A 21052-nucleotide genomic window follows, 5' to 3' on the forward strand; every position below is an offset into this window, starting at 1 on the left:
GTCTTTTCCTTGCGCTCGCCGGTCGCCTTGTCCTTCCAGGTCTCGGACGTGGCGATGCGCAGATTGACGATGGGATCGCCGTTGTTGGTACGGCGCACCTCAGGGTCACGCCCCAGATTGCCCACCAGGATTACCTTGTTCACACTGCCAACCATAGTCGCTCTCCATCATCTCTCCCGAAATAAGGTTCGGGTCTGCTGCGCTCTCCTGTCCTGCAAGGACATCACCTATTGTTCTATATTTGTTCTCAGAAAATTTCAAGCGCGACGATGGATAGGCGAGAGCTTAGAGGAGGGGATAAGGGAAGATTGTAGACTTGGGCTATGTATAGAAAAAGCGGCGCCTAAGGTGCCGCGTTCGAAAGGTCGGTTACTCTGCCGCCTGGAGATAGACGACCTTGGATTGTTCGCTTCGAATCTCGCGTAGAGTACGCGCCATGTAGTTCAATTGCTCTATCGCTTTGTCGAGATCCATCTTCGTGCCATCAGTGAGATCATAGGCCTGACGCCCGCGGTAAAGGCGGTTAACTTGGCTTTCCATCTCTACGGCCGTCTCGCGGATCCGGTGGACGAGATTATCTGCGATCACATCGGCATTGCCGTCGACGACGCAAAAGCCGACATCGCTTGCACGCATTCTAGCCATGGATTGATACCTCTTCTTTTTGTTGTTGTCTTAAGCCACTGCCTTATGGGTCTCTGACGCTTCCAGCCCGAGCCGCCGCGCCAGCGAGTGTTTCGTCACGGGGCCGATCCAAGGTAGCATCGACAAAAAGCGAAGCTTGTCAGAACTTGCTGTGTAACCTTGAAAGAGCTGTTCTCGCTGCTGCCAGATCAGATCGATAGCCTCGGCCTTGCCAGGATGGCGAAAGCCGACGCGAACCGTCGACCCGAGCATGAGGGAGCGCATGCAGCGCTCGAATGCACGGCGCCCGACGCCCGGAGTCACGCTTGCATGGCAGATGGTCGCGATCACGTTTCGCGCGAATTCATCCGCCGTCTCAGGCGCGCCAAAATCCTGATCGGAAGCGCTGCTGAAAGGAGAGCTCCAGAAATCGTAAGATGTTTGGTCAAGCCTCACGCTTGGCATTCCTTTCACCGTATGTTCCAGGCCGCTTGTAGGAAGCGGACAAGCTTCGTTCCCGTCTTGCGAATGCGGCGCGACGTCTGCCAGACAGGAACGGCGCCCTTGACAAGGCGTGCAGAACGAAAACGCGTGGTCATCAAGAAGGGGCGCGCACCTTTGTGGCTGCGGATGCGCCAAGGATCGTCAAAGGCCAGAAAGTCCTCGTCATTCAAGGAATTTTCGGAATATCCCGACCATACATAGATGGGTTCTTGGGCCTTATTCCGCAAGGGATCGTCCATCAACGGAGCAGGTATTGAAGTCCTGTTCTGCTGCGAATTCTTCACATACGGCCAAGCCGAAACTTCGCAGCGCGCGACCTTAAACGTCCGCGCGAGATCGGCACCGGTTTCGATGTCGTAGACGGAGGCCGCGCACGAGAACGCTTCGGCGAACGGCATCATCGCGCACCAGCTCTTCTCTGCCATATGCAGCGGCCAAGTCCACAGGCCGTCTTCCCGCCGCTGGCCGAGACTTTCGCGATCGATAAAATAGCCTGTCTTCTTGTGTTCGAGCCCGTCCTCCGACACGAGCCATTCCTCGTTTTCGAAAATCGAGCTTTCTTCCGTCATCGCGATCATCCAGCATTCCTCCGGTGAGGAGCCTCAAGCTCTCTTGCGGCCACCCCGCGAAGCAGGGCTTGTATAGTGAACAAAGCAAGAACATAATGCCGGGAGGACGCGTGTCAAGCAAAGTTCGTTGTGTGAGACTGTAATCTTGGAGTAACGGATACTATCTGGAGATCTGGATTTCAGGTTTGAAGAGGTCGCCTAAGATCCGGATCGAAATAAGGCGAAGTCGTTGCGACGAAATATCGCCTCTTAGAACTGAACCTTGGCCATTGATCCGTAGGGGAGCCATCTTCATGACGAGCCAAACTCGCCTGGAACCAGACAACCTCAGGCGACTCGACGACCTGCGCAAAACCTTCGACAAATTGCGTGCGGAGCGCATCCGCGCCGAAGGTGAGGTTGAGCGGCTGACGCGCGATCTCGATGAAGCGAGGGCGCTTGCCAAGGCTGAACTCGGTACGTCCGACGAAGCGGAGATCAAGAACTCGATCGAGGCGGCGCTCACTCAGAATGCCAAGCTGACCGAAGAATTTGGCGCAGCCCTGCGCGAGGTCGAAGCGCGACTGCGGCAACTTGGAGACGAGCGCTGATGGATCAGCCCATCGAGCATCACGTATCGCGAGTCCAGGCCGCAATCGCACGTCTCGAGGGACGCCGCGATGCCATGCGGATGCGTGCCGATGAGCTGCGCCGCGAGGTCGAGCTTGCGAAGGGACGCCTAGCGGTCAAGGACGAGGTTGAGGCCTTTATCGAAGCCGTGCATGGCAGCGCGAGCAGGCGCAACCTGGCGGCGTTTGAGACCCTGCTCACGGCCCTCGTGCAGGAGGTGCTGCCCGGCGAGAAACCGGTGGCGTTGGAACTCTCGACGGAGCGCGGTCTCGCCTCGCTCGACATCTGCGTCCGACGCCCGGACGGCACGCTGGAAGACGTGCTTGAGGACAATGGCGGCGCACTGACCAATGTCATCGGCATGGCGCTTCGGCTCATTGCCGTTGTGAAGGCCGATGTGGCCCGTTTCCTGGCGCTCGATGAGGCTGACTGTTGGATCGCGCCCGAGCGCGTGTCGTCCTTCTACAGGGTGCTGGAGGATGGCGCGGCGCGGCTGGGCGTACAGTGCTTCGCCGTATCCCATCATGACCTGTCGCAATTCTCGGACAAGTTTCACATCGCCCGCATCACGGGAGAACCGATCTCCGGTGTGGATGTGCAATCCGCCGATTGCAGCGCGGCCTGGGATGATGCGCAGCCCGGCTTGCGCTTCATCCGCCTGATCAATGTGCAGGCCTACAATGATGCCACGCTGCATCTCGGCCCCGGCGTCAATGCGCTGATCGGGCCGAATAATCGCGGCAAGTCCACCTTCATCCGCGCCTTGCGCGCCGTGTTCTATGGCGAGGCTCGCGACAGCCTCGTGCGGGCAGGGGCGAAGAACGCGACGGTGGAGATCGGCGTCGCGGGCAAGCGTCTGCTACGCTTCACGCGCCAGCCGCGCCGCTCCCCGGTGAATATCTGGTCGCTCCATGAGGCGGATGGATCCATCGTCGAAGAAAAGGGCATGCGCTACGAGACCGGCGGGCGCAACGTGCCGGACTGGGTGGCGGATCTGTTACGCATCACGAAGGTCGAGGATCTCGATGTCCATATCGCGCATCAGAAATTTCCGGTCTTTCTGCTCGGCGAGACCGCATCCCGCCGTTCGGCGGTCCTCTCGATCGGGCAGGAGGCGAGTTACATCCGCGACATGCTGGTGATCCACCGCGAGCGCTGCACGCGTGACAACGCAAACGTGCGCAACGGCGAGCGGGAGTTGATTGCGCTCGAGGAGGCCCTCTCCGGATTGGAAGAGATTTCCGGCCTCAAGGAGAAGCTCGGTGCGCTCCTGGATCAGGCCAGTGCGATCAAGGATCAGGCGGCTTTGCTTCAGCGCATGCAGGATCATGCAGATCGGCTGGCCCTTCTGACCAACCAATTGCGCAAGTCGCGGACGAAGGCGTCAGCTATGGCAGCCTTGCCGGAGGTTGAGCAGATGTCGGATCTTTCTCGCCGGGTCGAGCATGCCCGTGAGCGCGAGCGCATCGGTCGCCAGGTCTTGCAGCTGAGTATCGCCTTGGCTTCGAGCAAGGCACGGCTGGCCGCACTGCAATCACTGCCCGGCGAGGTGCCGGTTCTTGAAAACACCACCGGCACGCAGAATATGTTGAAGCGTCTTGGTGACCTGCGCAGCGCGGCCCTGATTGCGCAGGGGCGCATGGCGCAGATCGATGAAGGGATCAAATCCGTGCAGGCCGAGATGGCGCGTCTCGTGGAGGAAACAGGCGGGCATTGCCCCACCTGCGGCTCGCCTGTGAGCGCCGAAACCCTGCTCGATCATCACGCCCATTCATCTCACTCGCCGTCGGAGCGGCTGACCGCATGATCCTGTCCGGAGAACGCCTTCCGCTTAAAGCCTGCAACGGCCTGCTCGTCATAGGCGACCCGCATGTGGGCTCGCGACGTCCCGGGCGGCGCAAGGATATTGTCTGGCCAAAGGCCGTGCTGGGCAAGCTCGAGCATTGCGTTGCAATTGCTAACGCGCGCGGGCTCGCGCCGGTGATCCTGGGCGATCTCTTCGACCGCCCTGTCGAGCCTGACGAGTCTCTGAAGAACCAGCTCATCCGCATCCTCAAAGGGTTCCATCATCGTCCTCTCGTCAATGTCGGCAATCACGACATCCAACACATGACGCTGACCGATGGTGACACGCTGGCGCTGTTGGGCTTATGTGATGTCGTCGATGTTGTTGCCGCTTCAGCGCCTGTGGCGGAATTCAGGCTGGGCGAAAAGCGCCTCGGTGTCGGCATGACGCCCTACGGTCAGACGATCCCGACCGATGCGCGAGGCTCCTTCACAGGCATCGATGGGCAGGTTTGGTTCACTCATCACGACATTGCTTTCGACGGCGGCTATCCCGGCGCTGTGCCGCCCTTCGCGGTCGAGGGCTGCGAAGTGTTGATCAACGGGCACATCCACAAGACGCAGAAATCGGTTCTGGCCGGGCGCACGCGCTGGCTCAATCCAGGTACCATCAACCGTCAGTCGGTGGATCTGGTCGACCATGTGCCCCGCGCGTGGATCCTGGATGAAAGCGGCGAGCTGGAGGCTCAGGCTCTGCCTTTTGAGAGCAACGTCTTCGATCTGACGGGACGGCTCGTCGAACCAGCCAAGGGCAGCGTGGTGGCCCGCGAGGTTGAGAGCGCCTTTGTCACGTTGCTTCAGGCAGAATCCTCCACCGAACTGAAGCGCAGCGGTGACGGCTCTATCGTGCGGGATGAGATCGAGGCCAAGTTCAACGAGGACAATACGTCTGACGCGGTGCGTGCCATCGTGCGCACGCTCCTCAGCGAGGCCGTGGAGCGGCACGCGCAATCCTAAAACGAGAACGGGTCCGTAAAGGGTAGACGGCGCCGGCGCACCTGCGTCTCGGGCAGGATCGGACGGCTAATGTCGACGGCAATCAAGCCTTCGCAGGCGAGCGCCAGAACGGCGGCCACGCCGTCCTGCGTGTTCATGACGCCGCCCGCGCAATCGACGAGCCGCATGGTGCCCACTTCGTCGAGTTGGTGGAGAATGCGCACGCGGTCTCCCGCCGTCACCGGCGTGCGCCGGCAGGCCATGATGAGGCGCACGGTGGTCATGCGAGGCTCGGCGCGAACTGTGGCGGCGGTCTCGATGGAAAAGTACCGGCTATCCGTCGAGGTGAGCCCCTGGATCGCCGCCGTGCGCAAGGGGTGCGTGAGGAGATCTTCGTCCGTCAGCACGTCGATGAGCTGGGATTGGCCGTCGCGCACGATTTCGAAATCGGCGATGTGCTCGATGGTCTTGCCGCCGATCTCGAATTCAGCCGGTTCGCCGGGCGCGCGCAGGGACTCGATCTCAGGATCGAGTTCGCAGATCGCCAGAAAGTCGGCGATGAGGGCGTTGCGCGTCACCGGTACTGAGGCGCGCTTCTGGGAACGGCGGGACCCTGGGCGACGGTCCGAGCGCTTGTCGGACAAGTCGAGGATCGCTTGCGCGGACATCGAAGCCTCCAGCTTTGTCTGAGTGAAGGAAAAGACGGGGCAATCGCCGCAATCGTCTCAAGTAATATTCGCTCAAGAACAAATATGGAACATAGATAGCAAAGTCAATTCCGAATCGGATTGAAGCAAGGGGTTTGAGCCTAGGCGGAACAATCAGCTTCAATCATTCTTGAGACAAAACAACGCACCGGTTAAATCATTGTAATTAATAACTAATTATCTCTTGCTCTGGTCTTCGAAAATGGACGTCGCGAGTGCAATCTGGTATAGAACAAATAACGAACGCGCCGGCCTGGGAGTGGCTATCAGATTAAGAGCGCGTGACCGATTTTTGCGGGCCTTTGAAAGATAGGATCGATGATGAACACAACGGATAAGAAGATTGCTGAAGTGCTTGCAAAATTCGACGAGCCTATGGCCGGCAATGTCTGGCGTGTCCAGGGCACGGCAGTGATCTATCACAAGACCCTGGAGCGCATTGCCGCCCAGGCAAAGGTCGCCTTTGACGAGCCCAAGATCATTCGCGCCGAGCGGGATGAGGCGGTGATCCAGGTCACCGGCCGTATGGGTGAGCGCGTGGAATGGTCCATCGGTGAAGCCCTCGTCGGCGTGAACTACCGCGTCTCCGGCAAGCAGGCGGCCTATGTCTATGCCATGGCCGAGAAGCGCGCGAAGGACCGCGTCATCCTCAAGCTCATCGAGCTTCACGGCTTCGTCTATTCCGAGGAAGAGGCGGACGAGTTCAAGCAGAGCCGTCCGGGCTATGCGGAGCAGCATGTGGAGACCGAGCGCACCGAGGTCGAGAAGACCCGCGTGGAAGTGACCGCCGATGCAGGCGTCGAGGATGAGCTGAAGCAGAAGATCAAGAAGGCGAAGACCATCAATGCGGTCACCGATCTCATGCTTCATGCCGACACGCAGAAGGTGCTGGCGGCTCTGCCGGAAGGCATCCGGGACGAGATCCGTGATTTCGCCAAGTCGCGCCTCGTAGAACTCGGCTGGCCGACCAAGAAGGCGGCGGCCTGATTGGCCTTCCCAAGGTTACGATCAGCGAGGCGGCCAAGGCCGCCTCGTCTTTTATGCGGATCGCGGTATGATAGAATTCAGTAAAGCTTGAATGGATTCGAGATGAGCACCTGTACCGGACAAACCGCCACTCACGAGCGCCGCACGGGCGCTGTGCTCATCGTCGCGGCTGTGCTGTGCCTCGTGGCCTCCGGCAGCCTGCTCTGGTGGCATCAGGGCGGTGCGATATTCAGCGATATGGTTTCGGCGACATTGGCTTGGTGTTTCTGAGACAGGTTTGCGCGCGAGGTGCGCGCATGGCCATGGCTCGTCTTGTTCCAGCGGAACGGAGCTATGGTAAGCTCCCATACGCCTCTCCATGCGGCTACGCTGACGAGTGCATAGTAGAATGGCAGCAGGGGCACCCAGGGCAGCAGCCGCCACAGACGCCGCCGATGCAGCGCGACGCAGGCGGGAATGAAGATCGCCAGGGCGCCTGAAGTGAACAGCGTTAGGCTTGCTGAAGACCAGACCGCGTCCCACCGCGTTTCGCTGTTCCGATCCGGCGGAACAAGCCACGAGATCAGAAACAATCCGCTGCCGAACGGGTAAACCAGCGCGCTGAGCACGGCGCCGGCCGACAGGATCATGGCGGAACAGAAGCGCCAGAAGCCGAACTGCTTCAGCGCGAGTGCCGGCTTGCGCGAATGGCTGATGGTGGTCTGCATGTACCCTTTCATCCATCGCGTCCGCTGTCTTAGCCAGGCACCGAGCGTGATGGGCGCTTCCTCCAGGGTGGAGGAGGGGAGGTCGGCGACGCGGTAGCCGAAACGGGACAGCCGGAAGCCGAGATCCGCATCCTCGGTCACGTTCCATGCATCCCATCCATAAATGCGCTTGAGAACGGATGTGCGGAAATGGTTGGATGTGCCGCCGAGCGGAATCGGGCTTCCGATTTCCGCAAGGCCCGGGTTGAGCACATCGAACAAGGCCGCATATTCGATGGTGAACAGGCGTGTCAGCCATGAATCGTCGGTGTTGTCGATGGTCAGACGCGCCTGAAGGCAAGCGATATCGCGCGCGCATCCTGCAAAGGCCGATACGGCGAGGCGCAACTGCGCCGCATCAGGCACATCCTCTGCGTCATAAACGACGGTGTATCGACCGCGCGCGAGCGGCAGGGCGATGTTGAGCGCACGCGGTTTCGTGCGCGGTTCGCCCGGAGGCGCCACAATGATCTCGACGAACCCCGGCAAGCGGATTCGGCGCAGGGCCGCGATGGTTTCCCGGTCGTCGGCTTCGAGCACGAGCTTGATGTCGAGCTTGGCGGCCGGGTAGTCGAGACGCCTGAGCGCGGCGATGAGACGTGAGGCGATGCGGCCTTCGCGATAGAGCGCCACGATGATCGTGTAGATCGGCAGGGACGCGTCATCGATGCGATTGGCAGGATCCCCACATGACACGGGATGAGGCAGCAATGAGGCTGCAAGGCGCAGCACGACGATGCCGAAGAACAAAGGGCTGAGGATTGCAGCCGCAATCGTGAAGGTGGGGTTGGGCGCGCTCGCTGCGCTGAACGAAAGGGCCAGCGCGATTGTTGCCGCGATGGTGATCTGAAAAGTGCTGACTCCGCCACGGATCGACAGATGCGGCATCGTATTCGGCAATGCATGGGCCGCGCGATCGGCGATCCTGCGCGCAGAGCCTCGAAACGCCGCTCGTGCGAGCAGCGAGGGCGCCGTGATGGCGAGCCGTCCGTGCGGAATCCCCTTGAACAGACGTGATAGGGTCGGGCCGCGAGGGGCAATCACGAAGCCTCCGTCGTGCTTCGCCAGGGGCGCGATGCCGGACAGTATACTGTCCGGGTACCGGGCCATCGATGAGAGACGAGGATCGGCCAGAAAAGGCAGCCGCAGCTCGTCGGCGAGCGCCCGGTAGAAGGCAACCTCCTCGATCATGCCGGTCTTCAGGACGATGTCGTCTACCGAAACGCCGACGAGATCGGCGAGCATCGCCGCGTCCCGTAAGGTCTCCGGTGGATAGCCGTAATGGGCCAGAAAGCCGATCTCGGCTGGCAGAGCTGTTGACTGTCGAACGCTCTCCGCTAGACCCTCCCTCATGAGCGAGGAATGCCTCTCTGGGCATTTCGATGTTGATCCAAGGCTGCGGGCAAGAGAGTATCGTCTCGGAATGAGTTACACAGTATTATTGATTGCCTGCCTCGCACGTAAGATCAAGTCCGGCGCATGGATGGCCTTGACGCTATCCTTCCTGATGACGCTCGGGGCTGCGCAGGCCCAAGACGTTATGGTTCCCAATTTTTGGAACCCGAAAGCACAGCTCGATAAGCCGGACATCCCGGCCACGCGCACCATTCGCTTCCTTGTGGACGACGATTTTCCGCCGCTGCATTTCCCGGGCCTGGACGGCACCCCGACCGGGTTCTCGGTCGAGCTTGCCCGCGCGGCCTGCGAGCGCTTGGCCCTGACCTGCACCGTGCAGGTCCGCCGGTTCGATACGCTCCTGGAGGCCCTGGCCGACCGGCAGGGGGATGTAGTGGCCGCTGCCATTCCCCTCAACGCGGATTTGCGGCGGCGCTTCGAGGTAACAGCCCCCTATTTCAAAATCCCGGCACGCTTTGCCGTTAAAAAGGACCGCAACCAGCCGGCGCCCGAGGTGAAGGCGCTTCAGGGCAAGGCCGTCGGCGTTGTGGGTGGTACGGCCCACGAGGCTTTCGCCAAGGCTTTCATGACGCCTGCAACCCTCAAGCCCTTCCCAGACCTCGCTGCTGCCCAGGCAGCTCTAAAGGCAGGCGAGATCGATTATCTCTTCGCCGATGGCCTCGGCCTCGCCTTGTGGATCGGCGGCGAAGATGCTGGCAATTGCTGCGCTTTCACGGGCGGGCCCTATCTGGAGCCTCGGTATTTCGGCGAGGGGATCGGCTTCATCACCCGCTACGAGGATCAGAATCTGCGCAAGGCACTGGATTTCGCCCTCCAGCAGCTCTGGAGGGAAGGCAAATACGCCGAACTCTACCTGCGCTTCTTCCCCGTCGGCCCCTATTGATGGGCGGCTGTCGGATTTTTGCCTTTCCGCCAACGGTTAAAGGCCCGAAGCCGCATTGACCCCCGCGGGTCATATCCCTACTGTGCCGCGCTTCTGGAAGCCCTTCCTGCAAGCATAGGCCCATGTCTCGACCCATCTCCCTCGACCCTGCTCTCGTTGAAGCCGCTCAAACCGCGACCGCCTGGCCTTTCGAAGAGGCCCGCAAGCTCGTGGAGCGTCTGAAACGCACGGGTAAGAAGGAGGCCCTGTTCGAGACCGGGTATGGACCCTCGGGCCTGCCGCATATTGGCACCTTCGGCGAGGTGGCGCGCACCAGCATGGTGCGTCACGCCTTCCGGGTGCTGACGGGCGACACCATCCCGACCCGCCTCATCGCCTTCTCGGACGACATGGACGGCCTGCGCAAGGTGCCGGACAACGTGCCGAACAAGGAACTCGTCGCTTCCGCTCTCGGTAAGCCGCTGACCCAGGTGCCGGACCCGTTCGGCACCCATGAGAGTTTCGCGCATCACAACAATGCGCGGCTTCGCGAATTCCTCGATGCCTTCGGTTTCGATTACGAATTCCTGTCCGCGACCGAGTGCTACAAGGCGGGCCGCTTCGACAAGACCCTGCTGACCGTGCTCGAACGGTACGATGCGGTAATGGCGATCATGCTGCCGTCCCTGCGCGAGGAGCGCCGGCAATCCTATTCCCCCTTCCTGCCGGTCCATCCGAAGACGGGCGTCGTGATGCAGGTGCCCATCGACGAGTGCAAGCTCGACGCCGGTACCATCGTCTGGCGCGATCCAGAGACAGGCGAGCGCTTCGAGACGCCAGTGACGGGCGGGCACGCCAAGCTGCAATGGAAGCCCGACTGGGCCATGCGCTGGGTCGCGCTCGGCGTCGATTACGAAATGGCGGGCAAGGACCTCATCGACAGCGTGAAGCTTTCGGGTCAGATCGCCAAGGCGCTCGGCGGGCTGCCGCCGGAAGGCTTCAATTACGAGCTCTTCCTCGACGACAAGGGCCAGAAGATCTCCAAGTCCAAGGGCAATGGGCTGACCATCGACGAGTGGCTGACTTACGGCACGCCTGACAGCCTCGGCCTCTTCATGTTCAACAAGCCGCGCGAGGCAAAGAAGCTCCACTTCGACGTGATCCCGCGCCAGGTGGACGATTACCTGACCTTCCTCGAGAAGTATCCGGCGCAGGACGCGAAGGCGCGTCTGATGAATCCGGTCTGGCACCTGCATGCGGGCGAGCCGCCGGCGCCGGAACTGGTGTCTTCCGCCGGTTCCAACCAGCCGGGAACCACGATCTCCTTCTCCATGCTGCTCAATCTCGTGGCCGTGGCTAACTCGGAAGACCCAGCGGTGCTCTGGGGCTTCATCCGCCGCTATGCGCCAGGCGTTTCGCCCGAGACGCATCCGCGCCTCGACAGCCTTGTGAGAGGCGCTGGACGCTACTTCGAGGATTTCGTGAAGCCGCAGAAGACCTATCGTCTCGCGGACGAGGTGGAGGCTGCGTCCCTGCAGCGCCTGAGCGATGTGCTGGCCTCATTCGAAGCAGGCGACCGTCCTGTGACGGCGGAAGCGATTCAGGAAGAGATCTACAATGTGGGCCGCGCCGAGCCGCGCTATCAGGACTTAAAGGCGAAGGGCGCCACGCCCGAGCGCCCGGGTGTGTCTATCGAATGGTTCAACACGATCTATCAGGTGTTGCTCGGCGAAGCGCGCGGTCCTCGCTTCGGCTCGTTCACCGCGCTCTATGGCGTGAAGGAAACGCGTGCCCTTATCGCGAAGGCGTTGGCCGGTGACCTCGTGCGCGAGCACGAGGCTTTCCTGAAATCGCGCGCGGCTTAAACCTCTTCGACCTTACTGGCGGGCCCACATGATGCGGGCGATCCACACCACTTCCTCGGTGGGGATGGACCGTTCCTCGCCGGGCCTGGAGAGCGATGTCACATCAACCGTCTTGGCCGAGCGGCGCTTCAGCTCCTGGGCCAGGATCTCACCGCTTGTCGTGCATACGACGATCCGGTCGCCTTTGCGCGGGGTCGCTGTCGGCGAGACGATGAGGATGTCTCCGTCGCGATAGAGCGGCGCCATGGTGTCGCCCGTGATTTCGAGAGCGAAAACTTTTTCCTGCCCAAAATCCGGAAACTCGATCTCGTCCCATCCGGGGCCGCTGGTGGGCAGGCCTTCATCCGACAGGATCTTGCCGGCACCGGCTTGCGGCATGGCGATCATTGGAATCATCGAGCGGCGCAACGAGCCCGAAGGCTCGACGAGCCGCAGGAAGTCTTCGAGCGTCGCGCCGGTGGCACGCAGGATCTTCGAGATGGATTCCGTGGATGGCCAGCGCTCACGGCCCTCGGGGCTGACGCGCTTCGACTTGTTGAAGCTCGTCGCATCGAGTCCTGCCTTGCGCGCCAGCCCGGATGCCGTCATGCCGTGTCGTGAGGCAAGTGCATCGATGGCAGCCCAAACGCGCTCGTGAGATAACATCTTACACACCTTCGCGGAGAGCGAATGAAAACTATACCGAACTTATGCCTAGGAATTAAGGTTGTTCTATGTCTCGCGCAATCAACAACATGAATATGAGACAATATGTCTAGTAGGGGTTGCTCCCAATGCGCTACGGGGATACTCACATTTCATGCGAATAATCTATAAAATCTGCCAAAAATCCCTGTGGGATGCCGCGGAGCAAGCGGGTTTCTTTGCGGGAGCGCCCATCGATGTCAGCGACGGATACCTCCATTTTTCCACCGCTCAACAGGTGAAGGAAACGTCGGACAAGCATTTTGCCGGCCAGGATGATCTGCTTCTCATCGCAATCGATGCTGATCGACTCGGGACTGATTTGCGTTATGAGCCCTCGCGCGGCGGCGATCTGTTTCCCCATCTCTACGCGCCGCTTGCCTTGTCGGCTGTCCTGTGGGTAAAGCCCCTGCCACTCGGCCCCGATGGCCGCCACATCTTTCCGGATCTCGATTCATGATCGGCGCGCTCTTCTCCCTCGCGAAACCCGCACTCCACGCGCTCGATGCGGAGACGGCGCATCAACTGACGATCCGCAGCCTCGCCCTTCTGCCGCCCAAGCCCGCACTGCCGGATGACGCGCGCCTTGCAGTCGATGTGTTAGGCCTCAACTTCCCCAATCCGGTGGGCCTCGCTCCCGGTTTCGACAAGCAATGCGAGGTGCCCGATCAGTTGCTTTCGCTCGGGTTCGGCTTCGTCGAACTGGGCGGCGTAGTGCCTAAGCCGCAAGTTGGCAATCCACGTCCGCGCGTGTTTCGTCTCCTGCAGGACGAGGCGGTCATCAACCGCTTCGGCCTCAACAGTGACGGCCTCGATGTGGCGCGCGAGCGCCTGATCCGCCGTCAGGGCCGTCCCGGCATTGTCGGCGTCAACATCGGAGCGAACAAGGACTCGACAGATCGTATCGCCGACTACATCACCTGCATCGGCTCTCTATGTGGTCTCGTGGATTTTCTCACGATCAATGTGTCCTCACCCAACACGCCGGGCTTGCGCGACCTGCAGGGCGAGGCGTTTCTCGACGATCTGCTCGCTCGCAGCATCGAGGCGCGAGACAAAGCGGATGAGGGGCGCAGACATACAACGATCCTGCTCAAGATCGCGCCCGACATTTCCCTCGAGGCGCTCGACGCTATCGTCGCCACCGCGCTCAAGCGCGGCATCGATGGGCTGACCGTATCCAACACGACCATCGCTCGTCCCGACAGCCTCAAGGAAAAGGGGCTGGCTTCGGAGACAGGCGGTTTGTCGGGCAAGCCGCTTTTCGTGCCCTCCACTAAGCTGCTCGCGGAAGCCTTCCAGCGGGTGGAGCGCAAAATTCCGCTCATCGGTGTCGGCGGCGTGGATTCGGCCGATGCCGCCTGGGCGAAGATCCGCGCGGGCGCCAGCCTCGTGCAGCTCTATTCCGCCATGGTCTACAAGGGCCCGGGTCTCGTCGGTGAGATAAAGCGCGGTCTCGTGCAGAAGATCGAGCAGGAGAAGACCTCGCTTGTTCAAACCATCGGGCGCGATGCGGTGGCGATTGCGCAGGGACGATTTTAAGCGCTTGCCGGCTTTAGGCTGGCGAAGGTCTTCCGCGCCAGTCTTGGGTAAAGCAGAACCTGCCCGATCCCGCGTGCGCTCAGGAACGTCATGAGCGCGATCCATATAGCCACGTTCCCGAGCTCCCCGGCAAGCAGCAGGACGGCGGCGTAAGCAGCGAATGAGATCAGCATGAGATTGCGCATGGCCTGGGTCCAGGTCGCGCCTGTATAGATGCCGTCGAAGACGAAGGCGACCGCGCCTAGTAACGGCGTCAGCGCGGCGAAGATCAAGTATTCACGCGCGAAGCTGCGCACATCCGGATTGGTCGAGACGAAATCAATGAACATCCCTCCTCCGACCAAGAAGAGTCCCGAAACCACGAGGCCGAAACCGAGGCACCAGCCGACATTCAGTTGAATGGTACGCCGGAAGCCGCGCTCATCGCGCGCGCCAATGCATTGTCCGCAGAGAGTTTCCGCAGCGGTCGAGAAGCCGTCGAGGAAATATCCGCCGATCAGGAAAATGTTATAGAGCACCGCATTGGCTGCGAGCGTCACGTCGCCCGCGCGAGCGCCCAAAGCGCTGAAGATCGAGAAGGCCAGGATCAGCGTCACATTGCGGATCATGATGTCCCGATTCATGGCGAGCGTCTGAAGGAATGCCGCGCGGTTCAGAACCTCGTGCCATGTCACGGCAAATGGGTTCGAGCCGAGCCGCCGCAGCACCAGAATACCGAGACCGACGCCGAACACTTCCGCGATCGCCGTGCCGATAGCCGCGCCCGCAATGCCGAGTTCGAACACGAGAACAAGACCTGCGGTCAAAAGGATATTGGCGATATTGATAGCCACCTGCAGCAGAAGGCCGAGATCCGTGCGTCCGCGACCGAGGGTCGATCCGAGGATTACGTAATTTGCAAGCGTAAAGGGCGCGGCCCAAATCCGAATAAAGAAATAGGTCGAAAGGGCATCTGTCACGGCAGGGCTTGCGCCTACCATCGGGAAGGCAATGGTCGCGATGGGCCATTGCAGCAGGATCAGGAGAAGGCCTGTGACCCCGGCCACCAGGAAGGCGCGGGCGAGGGTCAGGTCGACCTCATGCGCGTTGCCGGCACCGGTTGCCTGTGCCGTCAGGCCAGCGGTCGCCATGCGCAGCGAGCCGAAGCTCCAGAACACGAAATCGAATATGACGGCTCCAAGCGCCACCGCGCCGAGAAGGTGCGCTTCCCCAAGCCGCCCGATCACCGTCGCATCCACGAGCCCCAGCAGGGGCGTCGTCACATGCGACAGGGTCATCGGCAGGGCCAGGGCCAGAACGCGCCAATGCGTGACGTCGATGCGCCGGGGGGTGACGGAGCCGTGCATGGGAAGGACTAATTCCGGCCGAAGAACCGGGAGATCAGCCAGAGCGGCACGACGATCACGGCGCCGTAGAGCGCCCACATGCCGACCTTCTGCACGGTCTCGAGGCTAAGATCCAGGACGGAGCTGATCCAATCGAACAGGCCCTCGATCAATCCTAGAGGAGTGATATCGAGGAAGGCCATGAAGGCGCCCACCAGAAGCGACAGGAAGACGAGCTTCACCAGGACAGAGCCGGGCGAGCCGCCAAGAAACCGGGTCAGATTGGACATATCCTCAATCTCGTCAGAAAGCGTAACTGGACCTGCGCAATTGCGTGTGCTTCATCGCAAGGCTAGGCGTCGAACGCAACCACCCTGAGTTTCGCATGATTGATCCTGCTCTCTTCGATCCTTCCGCCGTCAGCGACGAAATCCATGCCCAGAACGCCGATATCGTGGCGAAACTCTCCGTCCTGCCGGACCCGATGTCCGTTCCCCCGGCTCTGGTGCGGGAGCGCCGGCGGCAGGGTCTCGGGCCGTTCCCGCTGATGAGCTTAAGCCCGAAGGCCAAGGTGATCGAGATCGATGGACCCGCCGGGCCCATCCCGTTGCGGATCATCTCTCCTGAAAACCCGCGCGGCGTCTATCTTCATATCCATGGTGGCGGCTGGACCTGGGGTACGGCGGATGAGCAGGATCCCTGGCTCGACAGGCTTGCCGATCGCTGCGGCCTTGCGGTCGTGTCGGTGGAGTACCGACTTGCCCCCGAGAATCTTTACCCGGCAGGGCCGGACGATTGCGAGGCGGCGGCGCTTTGGGTGATCCGGGAGGCCGAGAGTCGGTTCGGCACATCGCGCCTGTTCATCGGCGGTGAATCGGCTGGTGCGCATCTCTCCGCCGTCACAATTCTTCGCCTGCGCGACAGGCACAGCCTCAAGCCTTTCCGAGGCGCGAACCTCTTCGCGGGCTGCTACGACCTCGACCTCACGCCGAGTGTGCGGCATTGGGGACCTGAGCGGCTGATCCTCAACACCGCCGATGTGCAGGCCTTCGCCAACAATTTCGTCGGCCATGTGGAAGATCGGACCAATCCCGATATCTCGCCCCTCTTTGCGGATCTGAAGGGCCTGCCGCCGACCCTGTTCTCGGTGGGCACCAAGGACATGCTCCTCGACGACACGCTCTTCATGGCATCCCGCTACGCAGCCGCCGGCAACCGGACCGAACTCGCGGTCTGGCCAGGCGGCTGCCACGTATTCATCCGCTTCGACAGCGCGTTGTCAGAGCAGGCGCTGTCGCGGATCGATGCCTTTGTGGAGGGGCTTTAGTCGGCCCCGGCCGGGGAGGGGCGCTGCGTGACGCCTATCTTCGAGGCCGCGATGACGGCCTGGGTGCGGCTGTCGACGCCGAGCTTGTCGAGAATGGCGGAAACGTGGGCCTTCACGGTCGCTTCCGACACGCCGAGCTCGTAGGCGATCTGCTTGTTGAGCAGGCCTTCCGAGAGCATGGTCAGCACGCGCACCTGCTGCGGGGTGAGGGTGCCGAGACGGCGCACGAGATCGGCGGTTTCCACGTCCTCGGCAGCGGAGAGGTCCACATCCGGCGGCGTCCATGTATCGCCGGCCAGAACCGCCTGGATGGCGCCACCGATGCTGTCGATGTCGATGGATTTGGGAATGAAGCCGGAGGCGCCGAAATCCATGGCGCGGCGGATCACCTGAGGTTCTTCCGTTGCGGACACGATCACGACCGGAAGCTCGGGAAACTGGGCTCGGAGCGACATCAGGCCGGAAAAGCCCTGCACGCCTGGCATCGTCAGGTCGAGGAGGATCAGGTCGACATCCCGCTCCTGGCCCAGTGAGGCGTTCAGCTCATCCATGCCACTTGCCTCGACCACGCGGGCCTGCGGCATTACCGAGGCAACGGCTTGCCTCAAGGCGCCACGGAACAGCGGATGGTCGTCGGCAATGATGATCGTGGTGGTTTGACTTTGCACGTGTGTCTTCTCCCACGGGGGGCGTCGGTGAGGCTTAGCCGGTTCCCCGGTGAAATAGCAAGGCGGCAATAAAAATGCACGGCGATTCTACTGGAAAGTTCAGGGGCAAGGCTACGCAAGCATGTGGATTACGCCCCGATCAGATGGAGCAGAAGGTCCCGGCTATGGGGTCTGTCCCGGTGCTCCACGAGGTAAATGCCCTGCCAGGTGCCGAGCGCCATCTGGCCCTCCATGACCGGGATGCTCAGGGAAACGCCGGAGAGGGCGGTCCTGATATGGGCTGGCATGTCGTCCGGCCCCTCGGCCGTGTGGATATAGCCTGCATCCCGTGGGGCAAGGCGATCAAAGGCCTTCAACAGATCCTGACGCACTTCAGGGTCCGCATTCTCCTGGATCATCAGGGAAGCCGAGGTATGGCGGCAGAAAATGGTCAGGAGGCCATGCAGGACGCCCGTGCCGAAGACCCAGCGGGAAACGGCCTCCGTGATCTCGGTGAAGCCCTGGCCCTGGGTCTTCACGAGCAGGCGGCCATGGACCTGTTGGGTCACGCTGCCATCGAAAAGGGTTTCCACGTTCAGCATGGTCGGTCTCCTTAGCCCTTCTGAGCCTTCAGGGGATGAACCTCCTGCTCGCCGCGCTCAAGGATTTTCTCCAGGGTCTCGAGCCGGTCGGCCTCCGCCGCGGGCTTGTCCCAGCGGATGCGATTGATCCGCGGAAAGCGCATGGCCACGCCGGATTTGTGCCGGGTCGAGCGCTGCAGTCCCTCGAAGGCAACTTCCAGCACGAGGCCGCGATCCTTGCCGTATTCCACCTCGCGTACCGGCCCGAAGCGCTTGACCGTGTGGTTTCGGACAAAGCGGTCGAGCTTCACCAACTCCTCGTCCGTGAAGCCATGATAGGCCTTGCCCACGGGCACCAGCTCCTCGCCATCCGGTCCATCGCGCCAGACACCGAAGGTGTAGTCCGAGTAGAAGGACGAGCGCTTTCCATGGCCGCGCTGGCCATACATCATCACCGCGTCCACGAGGTAGGGATCGCGCTTCCACTTGTACCAATAGCCCTTGGGACGCCCGGGGAGATAGGGGCTGTTCGCCCGCTTCACCATGCACCCTTCGATGGCGTCCGCATCAAGGCCCGCGCCCATAGAAGCTGGGTCCGACCGTGCAGCCGCGAGATCCTCCCAACTCGAAAACGGCACCATGGGCGACAGGTCGATGCGCGGATCGTCGAGGCGGGCAACCAAAGCTTCGAGCCGTTTGCGTCTTTCCACGAAGGGCAGGTCGCGCAGATCCTCCTCGCCTTCGGTCAGGATGTCGTAGACCCGTAAGTGAGCCGGGAATTCCGCGATGAGCTTTGGCGTCACGGCCTTCCGGTTCAGGCGTTGCTGGAGCACGTTGAATGTCTGTACACGGCCTTCACGCACGATCAGCAATTCCCCATCGATAGTGCCGTCGAAAGCCAACGCCTCCATCAGATCGGGAAATGCACCGGAAACGTCCTCGCCCGTGCGGGAATAGATGCGCCTCACCGGACGGCCAGCGGTTGCGTGGCCTGACACGGCTTGCAGGCGGATGCCGTCCCATTTCCATTCGGCGAGGAAATCGGAGGCGTCGAGCTTCGGGAAATCCTCGTCCTCGAGCGGATGCGAGAGCATCGGCGGACGGAACGGCGCCGGATTGCTGGTTTCGGGCTTGGGGCCTTTGCCCTCGACCCAGGCAAAAAGCTCCTCGTAAGGAGGCTCCAGCCCGTGCCAGATCAGCTCCACCTCGTCGGCCTCGAACCCGCCGAGCTGAGCAACCGCCGTCTTGGCAAGCCGGGCCGAGACACCGACGCGCAGTTCCCGCGTAATAAGCTTCAGCAGCGCCCAGCGCCCGGTCTCATCGAGAGCGTCGAGCCAGCCCGCGACCTTGGCGGGGAGGTCGCTCTTGCCGGTGGTGGCGAGGGTTTCCACGACTTCCGTGAGGCTTGGGACGTGGGGCGGTGGGTTGTTGTGGCCGATGGCCGGGATGTCGTCTGAGGCGGGGGCTACGCTTTCATGCCCCGGCGCGGGCCAGATCAGGGCCACCGTCTCGGCCAGATCGCCCACATAATGGTAGGACATGCGGAACAGCTCAGGATCGGTGCGCTCCTCCACGAGGCCGCGGATCAGGCCGGGCTTGGCCTCCTTGAACATGAGGGCGCTCGTCATGGCGGCGAGCGCATAACCGCGCTCGGGATCGGGCGTGTGGCTGAAATAATCCATCAGCAGCCGCAGCTTCGCATTGCGGCGCGGCTCGAACATCACCCGGTCGAGGAGGGCGGCGAAACGGTTCATGCCGTGCCTCCATCCGCGCCTTCCTCTTTATCCTCCCCTCCGCTCTCGGGTGTTCCCGAGAGCGGCTTATCTTTGCGCGAGTCGGGAACACCCAACTTGCGTGGGAGAGGATCGGCTCGAAGAGCCGAGGTGGGGTGGATAGAGCGACCTTCGTCAATGTTGGCGCTTCCCACCCCACCCCGCTCGCTTTGCTCGCGACCCTCCCCCTCAAGGGGAGGGTGGGGGCCTTCCTCCGCCTCGCCCTCGTCGCCATAGCCCAGCATATGCAGCGGGCGCGCCTTGATGCCGTGGGTCGTGCACCAATGGACGAGGGCGTCTTCCTGGCCATGGGTAACCCAGACCTCGCCGGCACCCGTATCCTGGATCGTGCGGCAGAGATCGTCCCAATCGGAATGGTCGGAGATCACGAGAGGCAATTCCACGCCCTTCTGGCGGGCTCTCGCCCGAACGCGCATCCAGCCGGAGGCGAAGCACGTCACCGGATCGGGGAAACGGCGGGACCAGATGTCCTGAATAGAGGAGGGCGGGCAGAGTACGATAGCGCCCGCGAGCTTTGAGCGCTCGGCGGCCACCACCTTCGGTGTTTCGCCCAAAGGCACGCCTTCGGATTTGTAGAATTCCGTCAGGCGCTCCATGGCGCCGTGGAGATGGATCGGCTTGTCGTAGCCTTCCTCTCGAAGCAATGCCATGACCCGTTGCGCCTTGCCGAGCGCATAGGCGCCGACGATATGGGCGCGCTCGGGAAAGAGCGCGACGGAATCGAGCAGCTTTCGCACCTCGTCGCGGGTGTCCGGATGGCGGAAGACGGGAAGGCCGAAGGTCGCCTCGGTGATGAAGACATCGCAAGGCACGACTTCGTAGGGCAGGCAGGTCGGATCCTCCGCGCGCTTGTAATCGCCCGATACCACGACGCGGGTGCCGCCGGCCTCGATAGTGATCTGCGCGGAGCCCAGAACATGACCGGCGGGCGTGAAGCGGACGGTCACGTCACTGATGCGGATGCTCTCGCCAAGGCGGGCTTCCTGGGTCGCTCCCGCGAAGTCCTCGCCGTAGCGCACGCCCATGATCAGCAGCGTCTCCCGCGTCGCCATGACGGAGCGGTGGCCGGAGCGGGCATGGTCCGAATGACCATGAGTGATCAGCGCCCGTTTCACCGGGTGAACCGGATCGATATGGAAGTCGCCGAGGGGGCAATAGAGCCCTTGCGGAGTCTGGGTGAGGATGTCGGTGGAGCGCAACGCCATGAATGGAATATAGGGTGGCAGGGTAACGTGTCAGGTTAGGATAACGCTCTGTCCGCTCGGGCGTTCGACATGCTGTCAAAGAACATGGGGGAGCGGCCTCGCGGCGTGTTTCGCCCGAGGGTTATTGGGTCGAGGGAGGGCGCGAGGAGGCGTCCGGCTCGTGTGTGTGTTTGTGTTGAGAACCTGACGGCTCCCCGCGCACGGCTTTTTTAGGCGTACACCGCGTCTTTCAGCGGAGGGCCTCCTGTCAACGGGCTTGCGACACCCACAGCAGGACC

At 61.8% G+C, this 21052-nt stretch carries 21 protein-coding genes and 1 pseudogene; 9 read left to right on the forward strand and 13 right to left on the reverse strand.

Annotated elements, in window-relative coordinates:
• From ssb to AB4Y85_RS18980, 4 genes are all read right to left on the reverse strand, one after another.
• Positions 1 to 155, reverse strand: a 155-nt coding sequence (gene ssb, locus AB4Y85_RS18965) for a single-stranded DNA-binding protein (RefSeq protein ID WP_441986481.1), incomplete at its 3' end; no start/stop codon positions are given.
• A gap of 214 nt (positions 156 to 369) precedes the next feature.
• Entirely contained in the window at positions 370 to 645 is a 276-nt protein-coding gene (locus AB4Y85_RS18970; RefSeq protein ID WP_441986463.1) for a hypothetical protein, read from the reverse strand.
• A 30-nt stretch (positions 646 to 675) separates the two neighbouring features.
• On the reverse strand, positions 676 to 1080 hold the full coding sequence (locus AB4Y85_RS18975) for a hypothetical protein (RefSeq protein WP_441986464.1): 405 nt from the start codon (positions 1078 to 1080) through the stop codon (positions 676 to 678).
• 14 nt (positions 1081 to 1094) lie between these two features.
• A complete protein-coding gene (locus tag AB4Y85_RS18980) occupies positions 1095 to 1706 on the reverse strand; it encodes a hypothetical protein (RefSeq protein WP_441986465.1) in 612 nt (203 codons plus the stop codon).
• 284 nt (positions 1707 to 1990) lie between these two features.
• Here AB4Y85_RS18980 and AB4Y85_RS18985 point away from each other — a divergent pair, with 284 nt between their 5' ends.
• Genes AB4Y85_RS18985 through AB4Y85_RS18995 form a run of 3 tightly spaced genes read left to right on the forward strand, consistent with a single transcriptional unit; the run spans position 1991 to position 5108 of the window.
• Entirely contained in the window at positions 1991 to 2287 is a 297-nt protein-coding gene (locus AB4Y85_RS18985) for a hypothetical protein (RefSeq protein ID WP_441986466.1), read from the forward strand.
• Positions 2287 to 4113 carry an AAA family ATPase gene (locus tag AB4Y85_RS18990; protein ID WP_441986467.1) on the forward strand — a complete coding sequence of 609 codons (1827 nt, stop codon included), beginning with the start codon at positions 2287 to 2289 and terminating at the stop codon, positions 4111 to 4113. The genes AB4Y85_RS18985 and AB4Y85_RS18990 overlap by 1 nt, the downstream gene beginning before the upstream one ends.
• A complete protein-coding gene (locus AB4Y85_RS18995; RefSeq protein ID WP_441986468.1) occupies positions 4110 to 5108 on the forward strand; it encodes a hypothetical protein in 999 nt (332 codons plus the stop codon). The genes AB4Y85_RS18990 and AB4Y85_RS18995 overlap by 4 nt, the downstream gene beginning before the upstream one ends.
• On the opposite strand, the gene AB4Y85_RS19000 is transcribed toward AB4Y85_RS18995, so the two are convergent.
• Entirely contained in the window at positions 5105 to 5755 is a 651-nt protein-coding gene (locus AB4Y85_RS19000; protein ID WP_441986469.1) for a hypothetical protein, read from the reverse strand. The two genes, AB4Y85_RS18995 and AB4Y85_RS19000, sit on opposite strands and share 4 nt — an antisense overlap.
• A 360-nt stretch (positions 5756 to 6115) precedes the next feature.
• Here AB4Y85_RS19000 and AB4Y85_RS19005 point away from each other — a divergent pair, with 360 nt between their 5' ends.
• Positions 6116 to 6781 carry a trna delta -isopentenylpyrophosphate transferase gene (locus AB4Y85_RS19005; RefSeq protein WP_441986482.1) on the forward strand — a complete coding sequence of 222 codons (666 nt, stop codon included), beginning with the start codon at positions 6116 to 6118 and terminating at the stop codon, positions 6779 to 6781.
• A gap of 212 nt (positions 6782 to 6993) precedes the next feature.
• Here AB4Y85_RS19005 and AB4Y85_RS19010 read toward each other — a convergent pair whose 3' ends face one another.
• On the reverse strand, positions 6994 to 8880 hold the full coding sequence (locus tag AB4Y85_RS19010; protein ID WP_441986470.1) for a glycosyltransferase: 1887 nt from the start codon (positions 8878 to 8880) through the stop codon (positions 6994 to 6996).
• A gap of 70 nt (positions 8881 to 8950) precedes the next feature.
• On the opposite strand from AB4Y85_RS19010, the gene AB4Y85_RS19015 reads away from it, so the two are divergent.
• On the forward strand, positions 8951 to 9826 hold the full coding sequence (locus tag AB4Y85_RS19015) for a transporter substrate-binding domain-containing protein (protein ID WP_441986471.1): 876 nt from the start codon (positions 8951 to 8953) through the stop codon (positions 9824 to 9826).
• Positions 9827 to 9948: 122 nt separating this feature from the next.
• The gene (locus AB4Y85_RS19020; protein ID WP_441986472.1) at positions 9949 to 11670 is read left to right on the forward strand and encodes a lysine--tRNA ligase; all 1722 of its coding nucleotides are present in this window, start codon (positions 9949 to 9951) and stop codon (positions 11668 to 11670) included.
• 12 nt (positions 11671 to 11682) lie between these two features.
• On the opposite strand, the gene AB4Y85_RS19025 is transcribed toward AB4Y85_RS19020, so the two are convergent.
• Entirely contained in the window at positions 11683 to 12315 is a 633-nt protein-coding gene (locus AB4Y85_RS19025) for a S24 family peptidase (protein ID WP_441986473.1), read from the reverse strand.
• 154 nt (positions 12316 to 12469) lie between these two features.
• On the opposite strand from AB4Y85_RS19025, the gene AB4Y85_RS19030 reads away from it, so the two are divergent.
• Both AB4Y85_RS19030 and AB4Y85_RS19035 read left to right on the forward strand, forming a co-directional pair.
• A complete protein-coding gene (locus tag AB4Y85_RS19030; RefSeq protein ID WP_441986483.1) occupies positions 12470 to 12814 on the forward strand; it encodes a DUF952 domain-containing protein in 345 nt (114 codons plus the stop codon).
• On the forward strand, positions 12811 to 13896 hold the full coding sequence (locus AB4Y85_RS19035) for a quinone-dependent dihydroorotate dehydrogenase (protein WP_441986474.1): 1086 nt from the start codon (positions 12811 to 12813) through the stop codon (positions 13894 to 13896). Before AB4Y85_RS19030 ends, AB4Y85_RS19035 begins: the two co-directional genes overlap by 4 nt.
• Here AB4Y85_RS19035 and AB4Y85_RS19040 read toward each other — a convergent pair.
• Entirely contained in the window at positions 13893 to 15242 is a 1350-nt protein-coding gene (locus AB4Y85_RS19040) for an MATE family efflux transporter (RefSeq protein WP_441986475.1), read from the reverse strand. The two genes, AB4Y85_RS19035 and AB4Y85_RS19040, sit on opposite strands and share 4 nt — an antisense overlap.
• Before the next feature lie 8 nt (positions 15243 to 15250).
• The gene (locus AB4Y85_RS19045; protein WP_441986476.1) at positions 15251 to 15511 is read right to left on the reverse strand and encodes a DUF6460 domain-containing protein; all 261 of its coding nucleotides are present in this window, start codon (positions 15509 to 15511) and stop codon (positions 15251 to 15253) included.
• Between the two features lie 95 nt (positions 15512 to 15606).
• Between AB4Y85_RS19045 and AB4Y85_RS19050 the strand changes: the two genes are divergently transcribed.
• Positions 15607 to 16548, forward strand: a complete 942-nt coding sequence (locus AB4Y85_RS19050; RefSeq protein WP_441986477.1) for an alpha/beta hydrolase — start codon at positions 15607 to 15609, stop codon at positions 16546 to 16548.
• Here the strand turns inward: AB4Y85_RS19050 and AB4Y85_RS19055 are convergent.
• The 4 genes and pseudogenes from AB4Y85_RS19055 to AB4Y85_RS19070 all read right to left on the reverse strand — a co-directional run.
• Complete coding sequence (locus AB4Y85_RS19055) at positions 16545 to 17216, reverse strand: response regulator (protein ID WP_441986478.1); 672 nt, start codon at positions 17214 to 17216, stop codon at positions 16545 to 16547. The two genes, AB4Y85_RS19050 and AB4Y85_RS19055, sit on opposite strands and share 4 nt — an antisense overlap.
• A 128-nt stretch (positions 17217 to 17344) precedes the next feature.
• Entirely contained in the window at positions 17345 to 17797 is a 453-nt protein-coding gene (locus tag AB4Y85_RS19060) for a secondary thiamine-phosphate synthase enzyme YjbQ (RefSeq protein WP_441986479.1), read from the reverse strand.
• A gap of 11 nt (positions 17798 to 17808) precedes the next feature.
• A complete protein-coding gene (locus AB4Y85_RS19065) occupies positions 17809 to 19530 on the reverse strand; it encodes a cisplatin damage response ATP-dependent DNA ligase (RefSeq protein ID WP_441986480.1) in 1722 nt (573 codons plus the stop codon).
• Between the two features lie 212 nt (positions 19531 to 19742).
• Positions 19743 to 20774 (reverse strand): annotated as a pseudogene (locus AB4Y85_RS19070) (ligase-associated DNA damage response exonuclease); the annotation flags it as partial.
• Between the last annotated feature and the right edge of the window lie 278 nt (positions 20775 to 21052).

It is taken from the genome of Microvirga sp. 2YAF29, assembly GCF_052114605.1.
In the GTDB taxonomy this organism is placed as follows: domain Bacteria; phylum Pseudomonadota; class Alphaproteobacteria; order Rhizobiales; family Beijerinckiaceae; genus Microvirga.